This is a genomic window from Vibrio sp. A1-b2 (genome assembly GCF_021726015.1).
In the GTDB taxonomy this organism is placed as follows: Bacteria; Pseudomonadota; Gammaproteobacteria; order Enterobacterales; family Vibrionaceae; genus Vibrio; species Vibrio diazotrophicus.
On record NZ_JAKKCI010000008.1, the window covers coordinates 87,565 to 109,385 of the forward strand.

The window sequence follows — 21,821 nt, forward strand, 5'->3', positions numbered from 1 at the left end:
ATGATATAGACTCGTCAAAAATTGAGAATACTTTGTTTTCTATAATCACTTTATTTATTTCGTTGAAAATAAAAACCAGTGATAATTCACTAAGTCCTTAATATCCTAAAACCCATTCAATAATTTCTGTCACTGCGGTTAACACACATTTCCAAAGGCAAACCAAAAGAATACTCACAAGATTAAGAGGAATTCACATCGTTAAGTTCGTTTTCCCAATAAGCAGGCTGACCGTAATACTCCGAAAAGTAATCGATAAAGGCTCTGACCTTTAACGCGATCAAGCGTGAGCTTGGATAAACCGCCCAGATATTCGCTTCCATCGCTAGTGGGTAATCTTGCAGTATTTCCGCCAGCTCTCCGCTTTTCAGTTGCTTATAGACACTCCAAATGGAGTTAATGGAAATGCCCAAACCACCCGTTGTCGCATCTCGCATCGCATCGCCGTTGTCGCATCGAAGTCGGCCTGACGTTTTCACACTAACAACCCCCTCGTTGGTTTTAAACGTCCAGTTATCCAAGCCGATCAAATTAATACATTGATGGTTAACCAGATCTTGCGGTTTTTCTGGAGCCCCAAATTGATCCAGGTACGCAGGAGAAGCAACGACAATACGGCGATCAGGCGCAAGCTTACGAGCCACCAATGATGAATCTTTTAGCTCTGCGGCTCGAATTGCCACGTCAAAGCCACCTTCCACCATGTCAATGATCGAATCTGAAAATCGAAACTCAATATTAAGTTCAGGGTAGCGTTGCATAAACCCGTTCATTGCCGGTATCAGATGCATACGGCCGAAGGATGCAGGCGCAGTAACCCGCAATGTCCCAGTTGGGTTACTGTGACCAACACCAACTGCGCCTTTTGCGGCTTCCACCGATGCCAGTACTTCTTCTGCGTAAGGCAGAAAAGCTCGCCCTTCGGCAGTGATAGAGACTTTGCGCGTTGTTCTATGCACAAGGCGAACTCCAAGGCTTTCCTCAAGTTTATTGATATGCGAACTTGCCACCGCCGGAGACAAACCTAACTCTTGCCCGGCCATACTGATACTTTGGCTGGACGCCAAACGCACAAACAGCTTTAAGTGCTCTACATTCATTTTCAGTCTACTTGTTCTTTAGTTTCTCGAACTGTTGAAAAGCTTCTGCCTGACAACTTGATTTGAAGATAGTACGGTAAAACAGGCACTTTTTACCATTCGGACATCTCTTTAAACATTTAATGCTATGTAAGTTGTTGACATTACCCTAGGGTAAAGCTTTATATTCTAGCCAAATTTCCAGATTCGGTTTGTCATGCGCTTAAACATTATTTCAACAACTTGGATTACAATCCTGACATTAGCAGCCTTGCTTATGTCCGGCTTTGCTTCAAGTGCAGGAATGATGACCAGCCCGATGTCGCATGATATGAAAACCTATTCTGCTGCTTGCCAAACACAGCAAATGTCTGCGCATCACACAATGCAAATGGAGCAAGACTCCATAGGCAGCCAATGTGAAATGTCGAAAGACATCGTTCATAACTGTTGTGACACAACTTGCACTACAGCCGCGGCTATTTTGCTTGTTCCAGATGTTTTGTTAACAGCAGAAACTTCGCTAGCTTTATTCACATCACCAAAATCCGGTGATGTTGTCCATACCCCAAAAAGCCTAGAACGGCCACCCAGCGCTTAAATCCATCAATCATATTTAGGTTCCGTAGATTCATGCGGAAGAATTATCGTGCGCGTCATGCGCTCAGTGATGGATTTATAAATCGTGAAAATTCAACAATGCCTTTTGGCGCTGTCTATCAGCGCAGCGGTATTGACGACTACACCTCTATACGCTGGTGAACCGCTCGTAAATGAGCAAACCGCGGGCAGTGTATCGTCAACATCCGAAAAAACGCTATCGCAGTTAATTGAAGCTGCACTTTCTAATGACGGAACACGCCGTCAGTACTACGCAGAAGCTCAGGCAATGCGAGAAACTGGTAAAGCTAGTGCAACCCTTATGGACCCAAAACTTAAATTTGGCGTCACTGGATTACCAACGGACAGCTTCGCGTTTGATGAAGACCCTATGACCAATATTTCCGTTGGTCTTATGCAACAATTCAACCGTGGCGACACCTCCGATCTCAACGATAGAAAAGCAAGTCAGCAAGCTGGCGGGCTGGAAGTTAAAGTCTCAGCAAGAGAGCTTGAAGTCGCGAATGCCATTACTCAGATATGGCTTGAACTCGGCTATCAGCAAGTGGCAAACAAAGTTCTGCTTGAAAACCGATCGCTACTAAGCGAGATGGAAAGATTCATTCAAACCAATTATTCAATTGGTAAAAGTGAAGCTCAAGACCTAATCAATGCACAACTGCAAGTCGCCAAACTGGACGAAAAAATCCAAGCAAATGAGCAGATGCAACAACGCTTGAAGGCTCAGTTATCTGAGTGGTTAGGCTCAGACTGGCTTATCAATACAGAACAACTTGAAGCTTCCAATCAGTTGGACTGGCGTGCACTGCAAGATATTGAAAATACCGCTAGCAACAGCAATTTCTATTCACAACTGAATCAAAACCCCGCTGTGCGAATGGTGGACTCTTCAATTGATGCACGTCGTACTCAAGTCGATATTGCTCGCGAATCTTATGCTCCGCAGTTCGGCGTAGAAGTGATGTATGCCTATCGTCAGTCAAACGACATGCGTGGTCAGCCAGCATCGGATCTGGTCAGCGCCTACATCACCATGGATATCCCTCTCTTTACGGGTAATAAGCAAGATAAAAACTTAGCCGCAGCACAATACCAAGTGGGTGCAGCTCAGTCACAAAAAGATACTTTGCTGAAACAGATGAACGCCAAAGTCAACGCTCTGCTTGTTGACAAAAATAACCTGACTCAACGTCTCGAACGCTTCGAATCGACTCTGCTTCCGCAAGCGGATTCACGTGTGAAAGCAACAGAGAGAGGTTACCAAAATAACACTGCTCAATTTAACGATGTGATATTAGCGACTCGTGATGAACTTGCATTAAAGCTGGAATTTCAGCGCCTCATCACCGACCTGAATCTGGTTAATAACAACTTATCCGCATTACTCAATAGCTACAGCTATCAAGTTGATAAACCAGAAATTACTACAACGTCAGAGCAGCAATAACAAGGCAGAACAACAATGAAAACAATTCAAGTAACAACACTCGCGCTTGTTATCGGCGCAACTCTGGGCTTTGGTGCACAAACACTCTTGTCTCAAACACATACTTCTCAAACAGATGGTGCTGGTCACGAACAACAATCAAGCCAAGCTAAATCCAATGACGAGCCGCTGTATTGGGTTGCCCCTATGGACCCGAATTATAAACGCGACAAACCGGGCAAATCACCGATGGGTATGGATTTGATCCCCGTTTATGCCGAAGATGCGGCGCAAGACCAAGCTCCCGGAACCGTTAAGATCGACCCGGCAGTAGAGAATAATTTAGGGGTAAAAGTGGCGTCTGCACAGATGACACCTCTTACTCCAAGTATTGAAACCGTGGGTTATGTGGCTTTCGATGAAAGCCAGTTATGGCAAACCAACGTGCGCGTAGCAGGCTGGGTTGAAAAGCTGAACGTCAACGCAATCGGCGATAAAGTAAACAAAGGCGATGTGTTGTTTACTCTTTACTCGCCTGAGTTGGTCAAAGCTCAAGAAGAACTGATTAATGCCTATCGCACAGGCAGAGAAGGATTGGTCAAAGGCGCGACCGAGAGACTGGTTACGCTGGGCGTAGATCGTCAACAAATTAAATCTATCGTCAAACGTGGCAAAGCGTCTCAGTCGATTGATATCAAAGCAAAGGCTGACGGTATCATCGCTAATCTCAATGTTCGTGAAGGCGGTTATTTGTCACCCGCTCAGGCTGTGATCAGTGCTGGCCCACTTGAGAATGTGTGGGTTGATGCGGAAGTCTTCGAGCGCCAGTCACACTGGGTTAAAGCTGGCAGCACTGCCAAGATGACGTTAGATGCTTTACCGGGCAAAGAATGGCAAGGTGAAATTGACTACGTCTACCCGATCTTAGATCCGCAAACCCGTACTTTACGTCTGCGTCTAAAATTCCCTAACCCACAAGGCGAGCTAAAGCCAAATATGTTCGCCAACATTTCGCTGCAGCCAGTAACGGAAGAATCAGTACTGACGATTCCTAAATCATCAGTGATCCGCTCTGGCGGAATGACTCGAGTGGTCTTGTCTGAGGGTGATGGCAAGTATCGCTCGGCACGCGTTCAAATCGGACGTGAAGCCGGTGATAAAGTGGAAGTATTGCAAGGTCTTACTGAGCAAAGCAAAGTTGTAACGTCAGCGCACTTCTTACTTGATTCAGAATCGAGCCAAACGGCGGATCTGGCTCGTATCGATGGTATTGAAGTAGATATGGAAAGTGTGTGGGCGAAAGGCGAAATCAACGATATTTTACCCTCTTCTCGCACACTCACGATTAACCACCAGCCAGTGCCTGAATGGAATTGGCCGGGCATGACCATGAACTTCACTGCTGGCGATAATGTTGATATTGATTCGCTTAAGTCCGGACAAGTGGTCGAGTTTGAACTGCAAAAAACACCGGATGGACAGTATCAGGTCATCGATATTAAATCAGACGGTAGCGTCGTAGCAGGCGAAGTGTGGCTGGAAGGCGACATCACAATGCTGATGCAAGACTTCGGTATGATCACGCTTCAACACCTACCGGTTTCAGAATGGAACTGGGAAGCGGGCGAAATGAACTTCACTGTCGATCCTGATATTAAACTGTCTGGTCTGGAGGAAGGTGACCGTGTTCGATTTCTAGTACAGAAACAGAACAACGACTTCACCCTGAAGAGTATTGAGCGAATCGGAGGCAAACAATGATCAATGCCATTATTCGCTGGTCTCTGAAAAACCGCTTTATTGTCCTTCTGGCAACGGTTGCGCTTATGGCTGGCGGCTTATTTAGTGTGAAAAACACGCCAGTCGATGCGATTCCCGATCTCTCGGATGTACAGGTGATCATCAAAACCAGCTTTCCTGGACAAGCACCGCAAGTGGTTGAAGATCAAGTTACTTACCCGCTCACAACCGCAATGCTGGCGGTACCTGGGGCTGAAACCGTACGTGGCTACTCGTTCTTTGGCGACTCTTACGTGTATATCATTTTCAATGATAAAACCGACATGTACTGGGCTCGTTCGCGAGTGCTGGAGTATTTGAGCCAAGTTGCGCCTAAGCTACCAGCCAATGCCAAACCAACACTGGGGCCAGATGCGACAGGTGTGGGTTGGGTGTTCAGTTATGTGTTGCAAGACAAAACCGGTCAACATGACTTGGCGCAGCTACGCAGCCTGCAAGACTGGTTCTTAAAATACGAATTACAAACGGTGGATGGCGTCTCTGAAGTGGCCACCGTAGGCGGTATGGTTAAGCAGTATCAGATCCAGATTGATCCGGCCAAATTGCGCGCTTACAACTTGACGCTTCAACAAGTCAACATGGCGATTCAAAACGGCAACCAAGAGACGGGTGCTTCGGTTATAGAAGTGGCAGAAGCCGAACATATGGTTCGTACCACCGGCTATCTGACCAATATTGAAGATATTCAGTCTCTGCCGCTTAAAGTGACAAACAAAGGTACACCATTGCTACTTGGCGATATTGCGGACATTTCGTTAGGTCCCCAAATGCGTCGTGGCATCTCTGAACTCAATGGCGAAGGTGAAGCGGTTGGCGGCGTGATTGTGATGCGCTTTGGCGAAAATGCGAGCCAAGTGATCGACAACGTAAAAACCAAGCTTGAAGAGCTTCAGCGCGGCCTGCCTGATGGTGTGGAAATCGTACCTACTTATGACCGCTCTACGCTTATCAATGCAGCCGTTGAGAACCTTTGGAAGAAGTTAGCGGAAGAGTTCATAGTGGTAGCGATAGTGTGTGCACTATTCCTGTTCCACATTCGTTCGTCTTTAGTCATTGCTCTGAGCCTGCCTGTCGGCATCTTGTCTGCTTTCATTGTCATGCACTGGCAAGGTATTAACGCCAACATCATGTCTCTGGGCGGAATAGCCATCGCCATAGGCGCTATGGTGGATGGCGCAATCGTCATGATTGAAAACGTACACAAGCATATAGAACGCACCCCACTGACGGATAAAAACCGCTGGCAAGTCATTGGCGATGCCGCGCAGGAAGTCGGTCCGCCGCTGTTCTTTTCGCTGCTTATCATTACGTTAAGCTTTGTGCCTGTGTTCGCTCTTGAAGGCCAAGAAGGGAAAATGTTCTCTCCTCTCGCCTTTACTAAAACATACGCTATGGCGGCTTCAGCAGGTTTAGCGATTACCTTGGTTCCTGTATTAATGGGTTATTTTATTCGCGGAAAGATCCTTCCTGAGCATAAAAACCCAGTTAACCGAGCACTGGTAGGTCTTTACCGCCCGCTGCTTAACCTAAGCTTAAAATTCCCGAAATCGGTATTGGTATTGGCCGTTGCGCTAATGGCGTCCGCCTATTACCCAACCAGTAAACTGGGCAGCGAATTCATCCCACCATTGGATGAAGGCGATTTGATGTACATGCCGACCACCTATCCGGGTATCTCGATTGGTAAAGCGCGTGAGTTACTGCAACAAACCAACAAACTGATCAAAACCGTACCTGAGGTAAAAACGGTATGGGGTAAAGTCGGCCGTGCAGATACGGCAACTGACCCGGCTCCGCTCACCATGATCGAAACCGTCATTCAGCTCAAACCTCGTGAAGAATGGCGTGAAGGTGTCACCACAGAATCACTGCGTAAAGAGTTTGATAACCTGATTCAATTCCCCGGTTTAACTAACGCTTGGGTAATGCCAATCAAAACCCGAATCGACATGTTAGCCACTGGTATTAAAACACCAATTGGTATCAAAATCGTTGGTCCTGAACTGAGCACCATTGAACGTATCGGTTCACAGTTGGAGCCAATTCTTAACCAAGTCGAAGGTACTGCATCGGTTTACGCTGAACGCGTTGCGGGTGGCCGATACGTGACTGTTGATATCAAGCGTAAAGCAGCAGCACGTTATGGACTAAATATCAAAGACGTACAACAAGTAGTTTCCACAGCCGTTGGCGGCATGAATGTGGGCGAAACCATTGAAGGATTGGAGCGTTACCCTATCAACGTTCGTTATCCGCAAGACTACCGTGATTCGGTAGTGAAACTGCAAAACCTACCATTGGTGACGCCGAACGGAGCTCGCATAGCATTGGCGGATGTGGCAGATATTCGCTACGAAGATGGTCCACCGATGATCAAAACAGAAAATGCGCGTCCTAACGGCTGGGTGTTTGTTGATATCGAAGGTAGAGATCTCGGTTCTTATGTGTCTGAAGCGCAAAAACGCGTAGCAGAGGAACTGAAGTTGCCAGCAGGCTACTCGCTCGCATGGTCTGGTCAGTACGAATATATGGAGCGTGCGAAAGAGCGTTTAAGTGTCGTCGTTCCAATTACATTGACCATCATCACCCTGCTGCTCTATTTCAGCTTCCGACGCGTAGGTGAAGTGCTGATTATCATGGCGACCTTGCCATTGGCTATGGTTGGCGGCTTATGGTTGATGTACTCACTCAATTACAACATGTCTATTGCTGTGGGAGTTGGCTTTATCGCCCTTTCCGGCGTGGCGGTTGAAATAGGCGTCATCATGCTGGTTTACCTTAACCAAGCATGGCACTACACCAAGCTCAAGGCCGAAGAACGTAACATTCCGCTCAGCAAAGATGACCTGAATAACGCCATTCGCGAAGGGGCTGGGCTGCGTGTTCGCCCAGTAATGATGACCGTTATCACCGTAATCATTGGCTTAGTACCCATCATGTATGGCCATGGTACGGGTTCGCAAATCATGCAACGCATCGCGGCCCCTATGATTGGAGGAATGGCTTCAGCCTTACTACTTACCCTGCTGGTGATACCTGCAATCTTTAAGCTGTGGAAGCAGCGTGAAACCAAATAAATACCGAATTAATGAATAAGGAATTAATAATGAAAAAACTTACTCTAGCTATCGCACTAACCATCAGCTCTTCTGTCGCTTTTGCTGATATGAACCACTCAAATTCAAATGACCATGGTTCTTCAGATCATAGTTCCATGAACAGTTCTAACAACAGTTCAATGGACCACAGTAAAATGGATCACAGCCAAATGTCACCAACCGCTAAGAAGAATGACATGAAGATGGATCATGGCAATATGATGAACATGGAAGGGATGTCTGATGTCGGTATGCCAGCCATGGGTTCAAAACCGGACAAAGTGGTTCACGTGATGCTTTCTGATGACATGAAAATCACCTTCAAAAAAGAAGTAAAAATCGAGCCTGATAGTGTCGTGCAGTTTGTTGTGATGAATACAGGTAAAATAAACCATGAGTTCAACATTGGTTCAGTTGCAGAACAAACTGAACACCGTGAAATGATGAAGAACATGAACGGTCAACATATGCATGACATGGGCAATTCAGTAACGGTAGAACCTGGCAAAGCGAAGCAAATTACATGGCACTTCCACGGTGACAAAAATGTTTCGTTTGCGTGCAACATTCCAGGTCATGCTGAAGCGGGCATGATGAAGAGTATCAGCCTGTAATGGCAAGCAGCCCCGACAGTGACAGTAAGCTGTTGGGGCTCTGTTGGAGAAATGAACGATTCCATGAACAGTGTAAAAAACCTGATAGTCGGCGTCTTGTTCTCTTTGGTCAGCTTAACGGCTCAAGCAGAGACATCGCCTAATGTTGAAACGGGTATGCAGCTTTTCAGAACCGCTGGTGGTTACGGCTGCGTTGCTTGTCACGGTCAGTTTGCCAACGGCGCAGGCAATGTGGGTGGAAACATTCGTGGTAAAACGCTGAATGACATCGATGACAGCTTGGCTAACGAACCAACCATGCAGCTTCTTGCCAGCACACTGTCAAACGGTGACAGAGAAAATCTGGCCGCATACCTAGAAGCATTAGGTCGAATCAGTCTGGTTGAGTGGACAATAGAAGAGACCGCGACCAGTTCAAGCGTCACTATTGAAGCAGATAGCCCTGCTCAATTGGTTGTTTTTAATAAGCTATTTGAACCTGTTGAACTTTCCCTGCCTCAGTTAACTTCAGAGAAAACCGTTCAACTTAACCCTTATGAGACTAAAGCGATTGATTGGACTCCAAGTAAAGGGGTTATCACGCTAAACTACAATCAAAGTCACTTGACCATTGATGTGAAGTGAAACTTTCACACAAGAGGAAAGAATTATGAAGACCCTATTGAAAGCGATTACTCTGTCTGCACTCACATTCAGCTTTTCGGTGTTTGCAAAACCGACGATTGAGCTCTACAAATCCCCTACTTGTGGCTGCTGTAAAGAGTGGGCAGCAATAATGGAAGAGAAAGGCTACGAAGTGAACGTACACCATCAAAACGATTGGAGTTCAGTGAAAAAGCAATTTGGTATGCCAAATCAGTTGATGTCTTGCCATACGGCGGTGATTGACGGCTACATGGTTGAAGGCCACGTACCAGAATCAGATATCGCGCGTTTGCTTACTGAGCGTCCAGCGAACATTTCAGGCATAGCCGCTCCGGGAATGCCACAACATTCACCGGGTATGGCTGCGCCTAATCAGCCTTATAAAGATTTTAATGTGATTGCGTTTGATAAAAGCGGCAAACTTTCTCTGTATAAGAAGTACTAACCACAAGACTCTGCTGGCTGGGTATGTTTCTTACCCAGCCTTTGATTAAACTTCTCCTTTATATTTCTTCTCTTTTTTTTTGCTGTTATCTGCCCGACTCTCCTTTACACCATCTCCTATCGCTGCACTTTCATTCGTTAGAATTCAGTCAAAATTTCGATTCAAAAACTCGCTTGAGGTTGGTAGAGTCTATTTGCTCAACTTTAAACCTTTCCAACAGAAAGTTGTTTTGGGTAAAACCTGCAACACTTATCCGTATAAAAACACTCTATAAATATAAGAACACACAAACAATGCAGTTATATCAACATCTAAAGTGGTTTTTCCGCCAGCATCGTTTAACTTACGCCATCGCGTTATCGATGCTTTTTGCCGTCGCTATGCTCAACATGGCGGTACCGTGGCTTATTGGTAACGCCATAGACAAGCTCTTACAAACCAAAGATTTCTCGCAGGCTGAATTCTATTTATTTGCGTTGTTAGGCGTGAGTATTCTTGTGTACTTGCTGAGATACGGATGGCGGAGAATGCTGTTTGGCACCTCTTATAAATTGGGAAACATACTTCGCGAACAGTTCTATCACCGCCTTCTTCGCCAAGGTCAGGCGTTTTATAACATCCACTCGACTGGCGATTTAATGGCGAGAGCAACCAATGATATCGACGCCGTCGAAGTCGCGGCTGGCGAAGGTATTTTGTCTGGTTTCGATGGATTACTGACCTTTATTCTGGTGCTGATCATGATGTTTATTTTCATTGATTGGCAACTGGCGATCTTAGCAATTATTCCGTTTCCGTTTATGGGATATGGTTTCTACAAACTGTCTAATCGTATTCACCATCAGTTTAAGGAAACGCTCGATTCCTTCTCCACACTTAACGAGCAGGCGCAACAATCGGTGTCCGGTATTCGTTTGATCAAATCGATGGGGCGTGAAGAAATTGAATCGGATAAGTTTGCACAAATTGCCCAGCAATCCGCTCGCACTACATACAATGTGCAGCGTTCAGAAGCCCTGTTCGACCCCATTATTCAGCTCAGCCTTGGATCTGCACTTCTGATTGCTTTGATCGTGGGTGGTTGGCAGATCAGCCAAGAAAGATTGACCGTCGGTCAGCTCACCAGTTTCACCCTGTATTTATCTGAACTGATTTGGCCAATGTACGCATTCGGTTGGCTAATGAACATTTTGCAACGAGGTAACGCGGCTATTGGTCGCTTGGAATCATTATTGAAATTGCCAGATTCCGTTGTAGATAAAGGCACACAAATGCCTGAAGGCTATGCGCTTGCAGTAAAAGATCTGACATTTGATTACCCAGACACCAATCAAAGCACACTGAAAAACCTATCACTCAATGTCGAGCAAAATCGAGTGCTTGGTGTTACGGGAGCAACCGGTTCAGGGAAATCGACTCTGCTTCATCTGTTAATGCGTTATTGGGAATCTACCCAAGGGGATATTTCCGTTTCTGGTGTTTCGATAACTGATATCCCTTTGGCGAAGTTGCGCGGTCTGTATGCCTACGTCCCACAGGATGCTTTCCTGTTCAGTATGACCATCATGGAGAACATCCGTATTGGTATGCCAAACGCGACGGATGAAGACGTCTATCACGCGGCGAAACTGGCTGCGATTCACGATGACATACTTCAGTTCCGTGACGGTTATCAGACCCTTGTGGGAGAACGAGGCGTCACACTCTCCGGAGGTCAGCGTCAACGGATTTCGATTGCTCGAGCTTTAATTAGCCAAGCGCCGATTTTGGTGTTGGATGATGCCCTGTCCGCCGTTGATATTAAAACTGAAAAACTCATCATTAAGCACCTTCAACAACGCAGAGAACAAACCGTTGTTGTGGTCAGTCATCGCCTGTCTGCCATTGAACACGCGGATGAGATTATTGTACTTTCTCATGGCGAAATCATTGAGCGCGGTAAACATCATCAGCTTATTAGCCTTGATGGCTGGTATTCACGCATGGCGGCTTATCAGCAAATGGAGCAGGCTTTGGAGGAAGAGCTGATATGAGCAAGGCAAACACAATGAAAGACAAAAACAGCTCAGGCTCAATAAAGCTTCTGATGAGCTATGTATTCGCTGAAAAAGCACTGTTTATAAAAACCTTATTACTGGTGGTACTCGCCACTGGTTTTGACGTGCTTGGCCCTATGCTGAGCAAAGTGTTTATCGATGAATTCGTGATGCAGAATCACTACCCTGTTTGGCCTGTGGTTGGTGTTATCGCTCTGTTCATCATTTCTGTGTTATTGAGTACCTATTTAAAATATCAACAAACCCTGCGCTTTTTAGATATTGCGCTTAATGCGGTACTAGACATACGTAAGCGATTGTTTAAACACGTGTTGACCTTGCCTGTGACGTTTTTTGACTATTCTCGTACAGGTCAGCTGGTGAGCCGTATTACTAATGACACCGAATCAATCAAAGATATCTATGTGCAGTTCTTATCGAATATCTTAGCCAACTTGGTTTTGCTGATTGGTATCCTGACCGCTATGGCGATATTGGATTTGCAATTGATGCTGGTGGCTCTGGCGTTGATACCTGCGGTTGTGAGCTTAATTTACCTCTACCAAAAATTCAGTGTTAAAGCAGTGACGCAAAGCCGTCAGCTACGCTCTGATATTAACTCGACCATGAACGAGTCGATCAGCGGTATGACGGTGATTCAAGCTACCAACCAACAGCAACATAAACAGCAGCAGTTCGAACAGATTAACAACCAGTATTACGATACGCGTTTAAAAGCGGTAATTGTCGGCTCAATGTTGCTTCGCCCTGCGATTAACTTGTTAAGCATTCTGATCTTAGCTGGCGTGGTGTGGTTCTTTGGCTTACAAGTGGTAGAAGGCGTGGCGGAAGTCGGTGTTCTATACGCTTACTTGAGTTACTTAGGGCGCTTTACTGAACCTCTGGTTGAGATCACTCAGCGTTTCAGCCTTTATCAGCAGGCAGTCGTCGCAGGTGATCGTGTGTACGAGTTACTGCAAGAGCCCTCTTCAGAACAAAAAGAAGTACGCTGGAATCACATTGAACAAGGTGATTTAAGTATTGAAAACCTGTCGTTCAGTTACCAAGCAGACAAGCCAGTGCTGCACAATATCAATGCCACCGTAGAGTCAGGAAAGTTCTTCGCGATTGTTGGTCATACGGGCAGTGGTAAATCAACGTTACTCAGCCTGCTGCTTAACTTCTATCAGTCGCAGTCAGGTTCAATCAAGATCGACGGGCATGAACTGAACCAATACGCGCCCAAAACACTGCGCAAGTTGATTGGCTTTATCCCACAAGAGCCTTTTGTTCAGGCAACAACAGTGTTTGATAACATCGATATGGGTAGAAATTTGAGCCAAGAAGCTGTTGAACTGGCCGCCAAACAGGCACATTTGCACGATGTCATCATGCAGATGACTGACGGCTATCAAACTCAGTTAGGTGAAGGCGGATTAAGACTATCTACCGGACAAAGACAACAGCTGATCATTGCTCGTGCGTTAGCCGGTTCACCAAAGATTTTGCTGCTCGATGAAGCAACAGCCAACATCGATAGTGAAACAGAACAAATCGTACAGAGAGCGTTAAATGAGTTGAGAGGCAAAGTGACGCTGATCGTTGTTGCGCACCGTCTGTCTACCATCCATCACGCTGATCGCATTTTGGTGCTGGATAAAGGGCATCTTATCGAACAAGGTAATCATCATCAGTTGATGCAAGTGGAGCATGGGCGCTACAAAGCCATGTACCAACTTCAGCAGCAAGAACGAATGGTTGCCGAAGCGGAACGATAAGAGAAAAGAGAGTGGCTAATTAGCCACTCTTTTATTTTTGAAATAGATAATGCGACCCCATATGTGACATTGTAACCAAACACTCTAGTACTATCGCTTAAAATACCCGTTTCAGTTCAAGCTGAAAGAAAATTTGCACCGATTTCTTAACACTCATTCGCCTGCCCCACTTGAAAAATTGCCTAATCATCCACAAATAGTCACAGTACTGTGTAAACAACTGGCATTGCAAAATACAGATAGCTCTTCGCTGATTAGCTTTAATACATAAATATCAATGAATTAACAATGTAGGTTATTGAGCACAAGTCACCGATGTTAATTGCAGCTTGATTAAATAGAATTGCCTAATATTCTTACACTATTCGCTTGTTCACAAATCTAGCCACAGCAGTTCGCAAATGGCTAAAAGGAAACACCATGAGTCGTACAACACCTGTCTCCGACACTCACTCAAAATTAGGTAGCTTGATCGAAAAATGGACCAGAACGAGTAACCAGTTTGGCAATGACACAGGCATTCCGGGGCTGAGGTTAAGCCGCTGGGAAGCCCCAACCCCACCCACCAGTTACACTCATAATGCGAGTATCTGTCTGATTGCTCAGGGGAAAAAACAGGTTCTATTAGGTGGAGACAGCTTCATCTACGACGCCAACCATTTTTTGATTTCGTCAGTAAATCTTCCTATCACCGCCAACATTATGGAAGCGAGCAAAGAGAAGCCGTATCTAGGGCTAATCTTAGAATTGGATTTACAAGAAATTTCCCAACTGATTGTCGACAGTGACTATTCTGGTACCCAAAACAAAGAAGCACAAAAAGGTATTGCTGTCGGGACACTGTCGCAGCCACTGCTTGATGCTTTTGTCCGTTTACTTTCTTTAATGGATGAGCCTGAGTCGATCAAAGTTCTCGCTCCAGTGATTAAACGTGAGATTTTTTATCGACTTTTGATGAGTGAGCAAGGTTCGAGGCTTAACCAAATCGTTACTGACGGTAGTCACAGCCATCAGATTTCAAAAGCCATCGAATGGCTAAAAAACAACTTTGTGAAACCGCTTAGCGTGGGCGAACTTGCCGCTTCCAGTGGTATGAGTAAGTCGGCTTTTTATACGCACTTCCGCTCTATGACGTCCATGACCCCACTTCAGTTTCAGAAGAAACTGCGTTTAGGTGAAGCAAGGCGTTTGATGCTAACAGAGAATCTTGATGCAATGGAGACGACCTTTAAAGTGGGTTATGAGAGCCCTTCTCAATTCAGTCGCGAATACAGCCGTTTATTTGGCTCTCCACCGTCAAAAGACATCAAAGCATTACGCGAAGCCAACATGGTTTAACGCCAATAATTTCTTCTTTTGAACGAATTTTTGGAAGAATAGGCAAAACAAAGAGAGGATCTGACATTCATAGGTAACCGTTCTGTATATAGAATATCTCTTATACTAAACGTCATCTGCTTTTGAAATGTGGATGTATAACTCGGTTAGCGTCAGGCTTTGCCGACACGCGAACTGTAACTCTCAAGAAGGGTGTGACAATGCAATTAGATTTCTCTTACTACAACCCAACAACCATTCATTTTGGTAAAGACTCACTGGCGAAATTAGACAGCGAACTGCCGAAGTTCGGCGACACTGTTATGCTGGTTTATGGTCGTAATGCGATCAAATCAAACGGTTTGTACGACAAAGTTATCGCTAGCTTGAATGCTGCCGGTAAGAAAGTTGTTGAGCTTTCTGGTGTTATGCCAAACCCAACTTACAGCAAAATGATGGAAGGTGTTGAGCTTGTGCGTGAACACAAGGTTGACCTGATTCTGGCAGTAGGTGGCGGCTCAGTAGTTGACTGTGCAAAAGGCATTTCAGTCGCGGCATACTGTACTGACCAAGACCCGTTCCAAAAATACTGGATTGAGTGGCAAGACGTTTCTAACGAAGTCGTTCCTGTTGCTTCAATTCTGACTATGGTAGGTACTGGTTCAGAAATGAATGGTGGTTCGGTTATTACGCACGAAGAGAGCAAAACCAAAGCGGGTCGCGTATTCCCACCTATCGCATATCCTAAGTTTTCTATTTTGAACCCAGAGTACACCTTCACGGTTTCTGAATACCAAATGGTGAGTGGCGTATTCGATACAATGTCGCACCTAATGGAGCAGTACTTCTCTGACCAAGGTGCAAACACCACCGACTACGTCATCGAAAGCTTGCTGAAGTCTTCTATCGATAACCTACGTGTTGCGCTTAAAAATCCTCAGGATTACGAAGCTCGCAGTAACATCATGTGGAACGCAACCTTGGCACTCAATACAGTAACAGGTCTTTCTAAGACTCAAGACTGGCAAGTTCATATGATTGAACACCAGTTAGGTGCTTACACTGACTGTGCTCACGGTATGGGTCTGGCGGCGGTTTCTCTGCCTTACTATCGCCTAATCTACAAATTTGGTTTGGATAAGTTTGTACGTTACGCAACTCAGGTTTGGGGTGTTTCAGCAGAAGGCAAAACCAAAGAGCAAATCGCACTTGAAGGTATTGATGCATTAGAAGCATTCACAAAAGAGTGTGGCATCGTAACGTCACTTGAGGAGCTCGGTGCAACCAAAGAGATGCTGCCAAAAATCGCAGAATCTACCGTTATTCTAGGTAATGGCTACAAAAAACTGACAAAAGAAGAAGTACTGAACATTCTGGAAGAGTGTTACTAACTCTCCTATTGTTCATTGTTGATAGACAAAAACGCCAGCATTGCTGGCGTTTTTTATCACCTTTAATTATGCAAGATCCGCCAAATGATCTTTGATATAGGTGTCTAAACTACGCGCTGGCTTACCAGTTAACACCTGTACCGCGTCGCTTACGCCCGCAGTCCAACCTTCGCGAACTGGATAGAATATTGAAGTCAAAAATTCTGCATAATCCGCTGGTACACCAACCCCATTCAGCATGTCGCAAAACGCGCCATCTTCCATAGCTTGATACTGCACAGGCTTACCTAACGCGGCACTGATTTTAGCTGCTGCTTCTGCATAGCTGAAAGCCTCAGGACCCGTTAGATTGAACGCTTGATTGTCGAATTTATCTGTGGTCAAAACTGCCGCTGCACTTTCAGCGATATCGCGTACATCAATAAAGCTCGACTTGCCCTCTGCTGCTGGAACGGCAATCACACCTTGGTCAATACCCGCTTTCCAGTATGTATGGAAGTTATCTGAGAACCAGTTCGGACGAAGAATAACGTAAGGAACACCTGAGTTTTCCAGTGCAATTTCAACCTGACGATATGGAATAGAATCATCAGCATCCACGCCTAACACACTTTGGAAAACCACTTTGATATTGCGCGCTGCCGCAGCTTCGATGACTGGAATTAACAGTGCTTTAGATTCCACATAACCGCCCGCAAGCATGACGTATGCTCGGTCAACACCGTCAAAGGCTGACTCAAATGTTGACGGATCAGTGTAATCAAACACCACACCTTCTGCTGCACCGAACGATTTTCCACTGCGTGATGCCGCTTTCACTTGCTCACCCTTTGCCAATAATGCTTCTACTAAAGGGCGACCAACATTACCAGATGCGCCTAAGACCAATACTTTACTCATTTCTAATCTCCTAAGTATATTTAAGATACTATGTGGTTGAAGGATACTTGCTGATTAATCTATACTCTTCAAACCGAGTTGTGAAGAAGGCACTTTTTGGTAACAAGGTAACTTTGAAGTAACCATCCTGTGATTTGAGCATAGAGGATAAATCGTGGATTTTGCGTATGACGTTTATGAAAACCGCTGCCCGACGCGAGCAGTTTTGGACCGCATTGCGGACAAATGGGCAATGCTCATCTTAGATAAACTGAGCCATGAGCCAGTTCGGTTTAATCACTTAAAGCGAGATATCAAAGGCATATCTCAAAAGGTGCTATCGCAAACGTTGAAGAAATTAGAGCGAGATGGATTAGTCACAAGAACTGTCTTCCCAACAGTTCCCGTTACGGTTGAATATGCGTTGACCCCATTGGGAGGCACGCTCACCGAAGCTGTCGCTGCACTTGCCCACTGGGCAGAGAAAAACATGGATGCCGTGATCACCGCGCAAGAGAACTATGATGCAAAACTGGCAGAAAGCTAAATCATCCTGCAACCAGCAAGCGCAGCGGGAAACATGCGAGAAGAATGTTGAACGTGAGTTCACTGTTGAGCTGATAATAAAAAACACCACTGCGTTACACAGTGGTGATCCATATCTTAGGAAAAGTTAATCATGTCAGGAGCAGCAGTCCCTCATTGGGGGTGTGAGACTGCTTTTATTATTAAAATATCTTAACGTTGTTTCTTCATTGCGCTGTCCATCCAGACCGCGAGCAGCAACACACCACCTTTAACAATGTATTGCCAGAATGTCGGAACATCCATCATGCTCATACCGTTATCGAGTGACGCCATGATAAACGCACCGATAACCGCACCAAACACAGTGCCCACACCACCAGCCATACTAGTGCCGCCGATAACACAAGCTGCGATAGCATCTAACTCAGCGATGTTCCCTGCTGAAGGTGAACCTGCTCCTAAACGAGAACTCAAAACCAACCCAGCAACTGCGACTAAGAAACCGTTCATCGCGTAAACCAGCAGCTTGGTACGTTCAACATTAATGCCGGATAAACGGCTCGCTTCAATGTTACCGCCAATGGCGTAAATGCGACGACCGAATCTCGATTTCGTTGCAATGAAAGAACCGACAAGAACAAAGAATGTCAGCAATAACACTGGTGTAGGTACGCCGCGGTATTCATTAAGAATAAAAATAACGGAAAGCACACCAAGACCAATTAATGTGTTTTTGACCAGAGATACTTGCATTGAAGGCACAGACAGTTCGTACTTCTTACGCATAACATTGCGTTTTTTCTGCCACCCAAAGTAAACCGATAAGCAACAAACGCCGGCAATAATACTCAACATGTTTGGCAAATAGCTTTGACCGATCACGCCCATCACTTCAGAAATCGGTGCCACTGTCGTACCGTTTGTAATACCGATTAAGATGCCCCTAAAAGCAAGATATCCGGCTAAGGTTACGATGAAAGAAGGTACTTTGCGGTATGCCACCCACCAGCCATTCCAAGCGCCCAAAATTAAACCTGAGCAAAGTGTAATAAGAATGGTCACTGGTAGTGGCAAACCAAACCAGACATCGAGAATCGCAGCTAACCCGCCAAGTAAGCCCATCATTGAACCGACCGACAGGTCAATTTCGCCACTGATAATGACAAAGACCATGCCTATCGCCAGTATTCCGGTGATCGCAGTTTGTCTGAACAGGTTAGAAATGTTTCGCGGCGTTAAGTAACTCCAATCAGTCATGATGCTGAAAAAGATCATGATAAATACGATCGCTAATGCCATTACCAGCATCTGAAAGTTGCCGCCTTTTAATCGACTTAGCAGGCTAGCGTTGGAGTCTTTAGTTAATTCTGTTGATTGTTCCATCACGCGGTTACTCCTTCTGATAATGCACAATCCATAATGATTTCTTGAGTCAGATCTTGGTTAATCAAATCACCTTTAATGACACCTTCGTGCATCACAAGCACACGGTCACTAATGCCCAGCACTTCAGGTAATTCGGAGGAAACCATGATGATGCTTATGCCCTGTTTAACTAATTTAAACATCAGCTTATAAATTTCGTATTTCGCTCCAACGTCAATACCCCGTGTTGGCTCATCCAAAATTAAGATGCTTGGATTAACCATTAGAAATCTTGCCAGTATGGCTTTCTGCTGGTTACCACCCGAGAGATTCTTAATTGCTAGCTCAGCATTAGGCGTTTTGACGGTAAGCTGTTTGATGTTTTCTTTGATAATGTTTGATTCGAGCGTGTCATTTAACACACCGTATTTTGATAATGAATCGAGGGCAGACAGAGACATGTTTTGCCCAACAGACATAATCGGCACTATGCCATTTCTCTTGCGATCTTCAGGCACCATCGCGATACCAAAATCCAAGGCATCCTTACTGTTGTTTATCTCTATTTTCTTTCCATGCAAGAAATATTGGCCTTCGTTTCTGCCAAGATAACTGCCGTACAAGCACTCCATTAACTCAGTGCGGCCGGCACCCACCAGCCCTGAAATACCGAGGATTTCACCTTTACGTAATTGGAAACTCGCTTTTTTTACTTTTGGAATAGCGGAGTTTGATTTGTCCCAAGCGTTCACATTTTTGACTTCCAGTACAACGTCACCAATGTCGTGCTCTTCTCTTGGAAACAGTTGCTTCATTTCCCTGCCAACCATCATGGTGATGATGTCATCAGTTGTCATATCACTTGCTTGTTTAGTACCGATATGAACCCCATCGCGGATAATACAGATATGGTCAGAGATCTCTTTTACTTCACCAAGCTTGTGAGAGATATAGATACAACTCACCCCAGACTCTCTGAGTTCTTTTACCAGATTAAGTAAAATTTCTGTTTCCGATTCGGTTAAAGGCGCAGTTGGCTCATCAAGCACTAATAACTTGGCATTCTTGGACATCGCCTTGGCAATTTCTACCAACTGCTGTTGACCTACCCCCAAATCCCCAACTTTTGTTTCCGGTGATACAGGCAAATTAACCTTTTCTAATAATAGTTTTGCCTCGTAATGCATTAACTCGTGATTTAATATTCCGCGCGTGCAAATTTCTGAGCCAAGAAATAAATTTTCTAAAATACTCAGTTCTTTAACTAAGGTGAGTTCTTGGTGAATAATTGCGATACCTATACTTTCCGTATCAGATATGTTTTTTGGTTCAATCACTTTTCCGTTATATATAATCTCGCCTTCATAATCGCCATGAGGATAGATACCGCATAAGACTTTCATTAAGGTCGATTTACCTGAACCATTCTCACCGCACAAGGATAAAACTTCACCTTTATTAAGACTAATACTAATACCGTCAAGCGCTCTTACTGGGCCAAAGCACTTAACGATATTTCGCATTTCTAATAAAGAAGACATAGTTGTCACTCCCAATAAAAATAGCGTTAAGAGAATCTCTTAACGCTTTTATTACTATTATTGATAAATTTCACTTTCAGCGTGGAATCCATCTCGAACAACAGTTGTTTTAATGTTTTTCGAAGTAACAGCTACAGGATCTAACAACCAAGCCGGTACATCTTTCATACCGTTGTTGAGAGAAGAGTTTTGTGCTGGAGTCTTGCCATCCGCAAGTTCCACTGCGATTTCAGCAGCACGGCTAGCAAGTGTATTAATCGGTTTGTAAATCGTCATAGTTTGAGTGCCATCAACGATTCGACGTAAAGCAGCTAGGTCAGCATCTTGACCTGAAATAGAAACTTTACCAGCTAAACCTTGTGCTTCTAGAGCTTGGATTGCGCCACCAGCTGTTGCATCATTTGAAGCAACAACAACATCAATCTTGTTGTTATTTGCAGTTAAAGCGTTTTCCATAATTTTCAAAGCGTTTTCTGCTAGCCAGTAGTTAACCCATTGATCACCGACAACTTTAATATCGCCTGAATCAATTTTAGGCTGAAGAATATTCATTTGACCTTTACGGAATAGTTTCGCGTTATTGTCTGTAGGAGCACCACCCATTAGGAAATAATTACCTTTAGGTTTCGCATCTAACATCGCTTGCGCTTGCATTTCGCCTACTCTTTCATTGTCAAATGACAAGTAGAAATCAATATCTGCATCGCTAATTAGGCGGTCATACGCTAAAACTTTAATACCGTCGCGTTTTGCATCACTAATTACGTTCGATAGCACTCCGCCATTGGTTGGAATAATGACCAGAACATCCACACCGCGCGAGATCATATTTTCAACTTGAGAAATCTGAGTTTGCTCATTCCCGTTTGCTGACTGGACATAGACTTTGGCGCCCAGTTCTTCAGCCTTATCTACGAAAATATCTCGGTCTTTTTGCCAGCGTTCTAGTCGTAAATCATCAATGACCATGCCTATTTTTAATGACTTAGCAAAAACAGGGGAACTTAGACAAACAAGAGCGGAGCATACAAGAATTAATAGCTTTTTCATTATACTTTCCTTTGTATTGCACTATTTATTTGTAGGGTTTATTCACGATTAAAAGTGAACAACAGAATTCTATGTAGAATAAGATTGAAATGTCTTTTCTCTCATCTTATTTGCGTCTTATGTTTTTTTGTTTTTTATTTCAAATGTGATCATCATAGAAATATATGATTTAAGTCACCACATAACCCTGAGCCATGAATATTTGTGC

17 protein-coding genes are annotated in these 21,821 nt (G+C 44.7%); 12 read left to right on the forward strand and 5 right to left on the reverse strand.

Features of this window, described 5'->3' with window-relative positions:
* Positions 1-182 precede the first annotated feature (182 nt).
* A complete protein-coding gene (locus L3V23_RS16380) occupies positions 183-1,100 on the reverse strand; it encodes a LysR family transcriptional regulator (RefSeq protein ID WP_102966763.1) in 918 nt (305 codons plus the stop codon).
* A gap of 196 nt (positions 1,101-1,296) precedes the next feature.
* On the opposite strand from L3V23_RS16380, the gene L3V23_RS16385 reads away from it, so the two are divergent.
* From L3V23_RS16385 to L3V23_RS16435, 11 genes are all read left to right on the forward strand, one after another.
* The gene (locus L3V23_RS16385) at positions 1,297-1,680 is read left to right on the forward strand and encodes a hypothetical protein (RefSeq protein ID WP_102966762.1); all 384 of its coding nucleotides are present in this window, start codon (positions 1,297-1,299) and stop codon (positions 1,678-1,680) included.
* 90 nt (positions 1,681-1,770) lie between these two features.
* Entirely contained in the window at positions 1,771-3,147 is a 1,377-nt protein-coding gene (locus L3V23_RS16390) for a TolC family protein (RefSeq protein WP_180980342.1), read from the forward strand.
* Positions 3,148-3,162: 15 nt separating this feature from the next.
* On the forward strand, positions 3,163-4,887 hold the full coding sequence (locus tag L3V23_RS16395) for an efflux RND transporter periplasmic adaptor subunit (RefSeq protein ID WP_102966760.1): 1,725 nt from the start codon (positions 3,163-3,165) through the stop codon (positions 4,885-4,887).
* Complete coding sequence (locus L3V23_RS16400; RefSeq protein ID WP_102954479.1) at positions 4,884-8,003, forward strand: efflux RND transporter permease subunit; 3,120 nt, start codon at positions 4,884-4,886, stop codon at positions 8,001-8,003. The genes L3V23_RS16395 and L3V23_RS16400 overlap by 4 nt, the downstream gene beginning before the upstream one ends.
* Positions 8,004-8,032: 29 nt before the next feature.
* Positions 8,033-8,638: a copper-binding protein gene (locus tag L3V23_RS16405; RefSeq protein WP_102954478.1), complete on the forward strand. Its 606-nt coding sequence runs from the start codon at positions 8,033-8,035 to the stop codon at positions 8,636-8,638.
* A gap of 63 nt (positions 8,639-8,701) precedes the next feature.
* A complete protein-coding gene (locus tag L3V23_RS16410) occupies positions 8,702-9,262 on the forward strand; it encodes a hypothetical protein (protein WP_102966759.1) in 561 nt (186 codons plus the stop codon).
* A gap of 25 nt (positions 9,263-9,287) precedes the next feature.
* Positions 9,288-9,728 carry a DUF411 domain-containing protein gene (locus L3V23_RS16415; protein WP_102966758.1) on the forward strand — a complete coding sequence of 147 codons (441 nt, stop codon included), beginning with the start codon at positions 9,288-9,290 and terminating at the stop codon, positions 9,726-9,728.
* 293 nt (positions 9,729-10,021) lie between these two features.
* On the forward strand, positions 10,022-11,761 hold the full coding sequence (locus tag L3V23_RS16420) for an ABC transporter transmembrane domain-containing protein (RefSeq protein ID WP_102966757.1): 1,740 nt from the start codon (positions 10,022-10,024) through the stop codon (positions 11,759-11,761).
* Positions 11,758-13,542 carry an ABC transporter transmembrane domain-containing protein gene (locus tag L3V23_RS16425; RefSeq protein WP_237292552.1) on the forward strand — a complete coding sequence of 595 codons (1,785 nt, stop codon included), beginning with the start codon at positions 11,758-11,760 and terminating at the stop codon, positions 13,540-13,542. The genes L3V23_RS16420 and L3V23_RS16425 overlap by 4 nt, the downstream gene beginning before the upstream one ends.
* A 420-nt stretch (positions 13,543-13,962) precedes the next feature.
* Positions 13,963-14,880, forward strand: coding sequence for an AraC family transcriptional regulator (locus L3V23_RS16430; protein ID WP_102966756.1), 918 nt, complete (start codon positions 13,963-13,965; stop codon positions 14,878-14,880).
* A gap of 200 nt (positions 14,881-15,080) precedes the next feature.
* Entirely contained in the window at positions 15,081-16,250 is a 1,170-nt protein-coding gene (locus tag L3V23_RS16435) for an iron-containing alcohol dehydrogenase (protein WP_102954473.1), read from the forward strand.
* A 66-nt stretch (positions 16,251-16,316) separates the two neighbouring features.
* Here L3V23_RS16435 and L3V23_RS16440 read toward each other — a convergent pair whose 3' ends face one another.
* Positions 16,317-17,150, reverse strand: coding sequence for an SDR family oxidoreductase (locus L3V23_RS16440; RefSeq protein WP_102966755.1), 834 nt, complete (start codon positions 17,148-17,150; stop codon positions 16,317-16,319).
* Positions 17,151-17,304: 154 nt separating this feature from the next.
* Between L3V23_RS16440 and L3V23_RS16445 the strand changes: the two genes are divergently transcribed.
* Positions 17,305-17,676, forward strand: coding sequence for a helix-turn-helix domain-containing protein (locus L3V23_RS16445; protein ID WP_102941380.1), 372 nt, complete (start codon positions 17,305-17,307; stop codon positions 17,674-17,676).
* A gap of 191 nt (positions 17,677-17,867) precedes the next feature.
* Here the strand turns inward: L3V23_RS16445 and L3V23_RS16450 are convergent, their stop codons facing one another.
* The 3 genes from L3V23_RS16450 to xylF are packed head-to-tail and all read right to left on the reverse strand — an operon-like array spanning position 17,868 to position 21,613.
* Entirely contained in the window at positions 17,868-19,040 is a 1,173-nt protein-coding gene (locus L3V23_RS16450) for a sugar ABC transporter permease (protein WP_042483297.1), read from the reverse strand.
* Complete coding sequence (locus L3V23_RS16455) at positions 19,040-20,563, reverse strand: xylose ABC transporter ATP-binding protein (protein WP_102966754.1); 1,524 nt, start codon at positions 20,561-20,563, stop codon at positions 19,040-19,042. The genes L3V23_RS16450 and L3V23_RS16455 overlap by 1 nt, the downstream gene beginning before the upstream one ends.
* A 57-nt stretch (positions 20,564-20,620) precedes the next feature.
* Positions 20,621-21,613: a D-xylose ABC transporter substrate-binding protein gene (xylF, locus tag L3V23_RS16460; protein WP_102963667.1), complete on the reverse strand. Its 993-nt coding sequence runs from the start codon at positions 21,611-21,613 to the stop codon at positions 20,621-20,623.
* Positions 21,614-21,821 lie beyond the last annotated feature (208 nt).

Excerpts from the sequence above, each read along its gene's own strand:
- L3V23_RS16425 (WP_237292552.1), top strand. The coding sequence starts at position 11,758 with ATGAGCAAGGCAAACACAATGAAAGACAAAAACAGCTCAGGCTCAATA.
- L3V23_RS16415 (WP_102966758.1), top strand. The coding sequence starts at position 9,288 with ATGAAGACCCTATTGAAAGCGATTACTCTGTCTGCACTCACATTCAGC.
- L3V23_RS16400 (WP_102954479.1), top strand. The coding sequence starts at position 4,884 with ATGATCAATGCCATTATTCGCTGGTCTCTGAAAAACCGCTTTATTGTC.
- L3V23_RS16420 (WP_102966757.1), top strand. The coding sequence starts at position 10,022 with ATGCAGTTATATCAACATCTAAAGTGGTTTTTCCGCCAGCATCGTTTA.
- L3V23_RS16395 (WP_102966760.1), top strand. The coding sequence starts at position 3,163 with ATGAAAACAATTCAAGTAACAACACTCGCGCTTGTTATCGGCGCAACT.
- L3V23_RS16435 (WP_102954473.1), top strand. The coding sequence starts at position 15,081 with ATGCAATTAGATTTCTCTTACTACAACCCAACAACCATTCATTTTGGT.
- L3V23_RS16405 (WP_102954478.1), top strand. The coding sequence starts at position 8,033 with ATGAAAAAACTTACTCTAGCTATCGCACTAACCATCAGCTCTTCTGTC.
- L3V23_RS16380 (WP_102966763.1), bottom strand. The coding sequence starts at position 1,100 with ATGAATGTAGAGCACTTAAAGCTGTTTGTGCGTTTGGCGTCCAGCCAA.
- L3V23_RS16410 (WP_102966759.1), top strand. The coding sequence starts at position 8,702 with ATGAACAGTGTAAAAAACCTGATAGTCGGCGTCTTGTTCTCTTTGGTC.
- L3V23_RS16450 (WP_042483297.1), bottom strand. The coding sequence starts at position 19,040 with ATGGAACAATCAACAGAATTAACTAAAGACTCCAACGCTAGCCTGCTA.
- L3V23_RS16440 (WP_102966755.1), bottom strand. The coding sequence starts at position 17,150 with ATGAGTAAAGTATTGGTCTTAGGCGCATCTGGTAATGTTGGTCGCCCT.
- L3V23_RS16385 (WP_102966762.1), top strand. The coding sequence starts at position 1,297 with ATGCGCTTAAACATTATTTCAACAACTTGGATTACAATCCTGACATTA.
- xylF (WP_102963667.1), bottom strand. The coding sequence starts at position 21,613 with ATGAAAAAGCTATTAATTCTTGTATGCTCCGCTCTTGTTTGTCTAAGT.
- L3V23_RS16455 (WP_102966754.1), bottom strand. The coding sequence starts at position 20,563 with ATGTCTTCTTTATTAGAAATGCGAAATATCGTTAAGTGCTTTGGCCCA.
- L3V23_RS16430 (WP_102966756.1), top strand. The coding sequence starts at position 13,963 with ATGAGTCGTACAACACCTGTCTCCGACACTCACTCAAAATTAGGTAGC.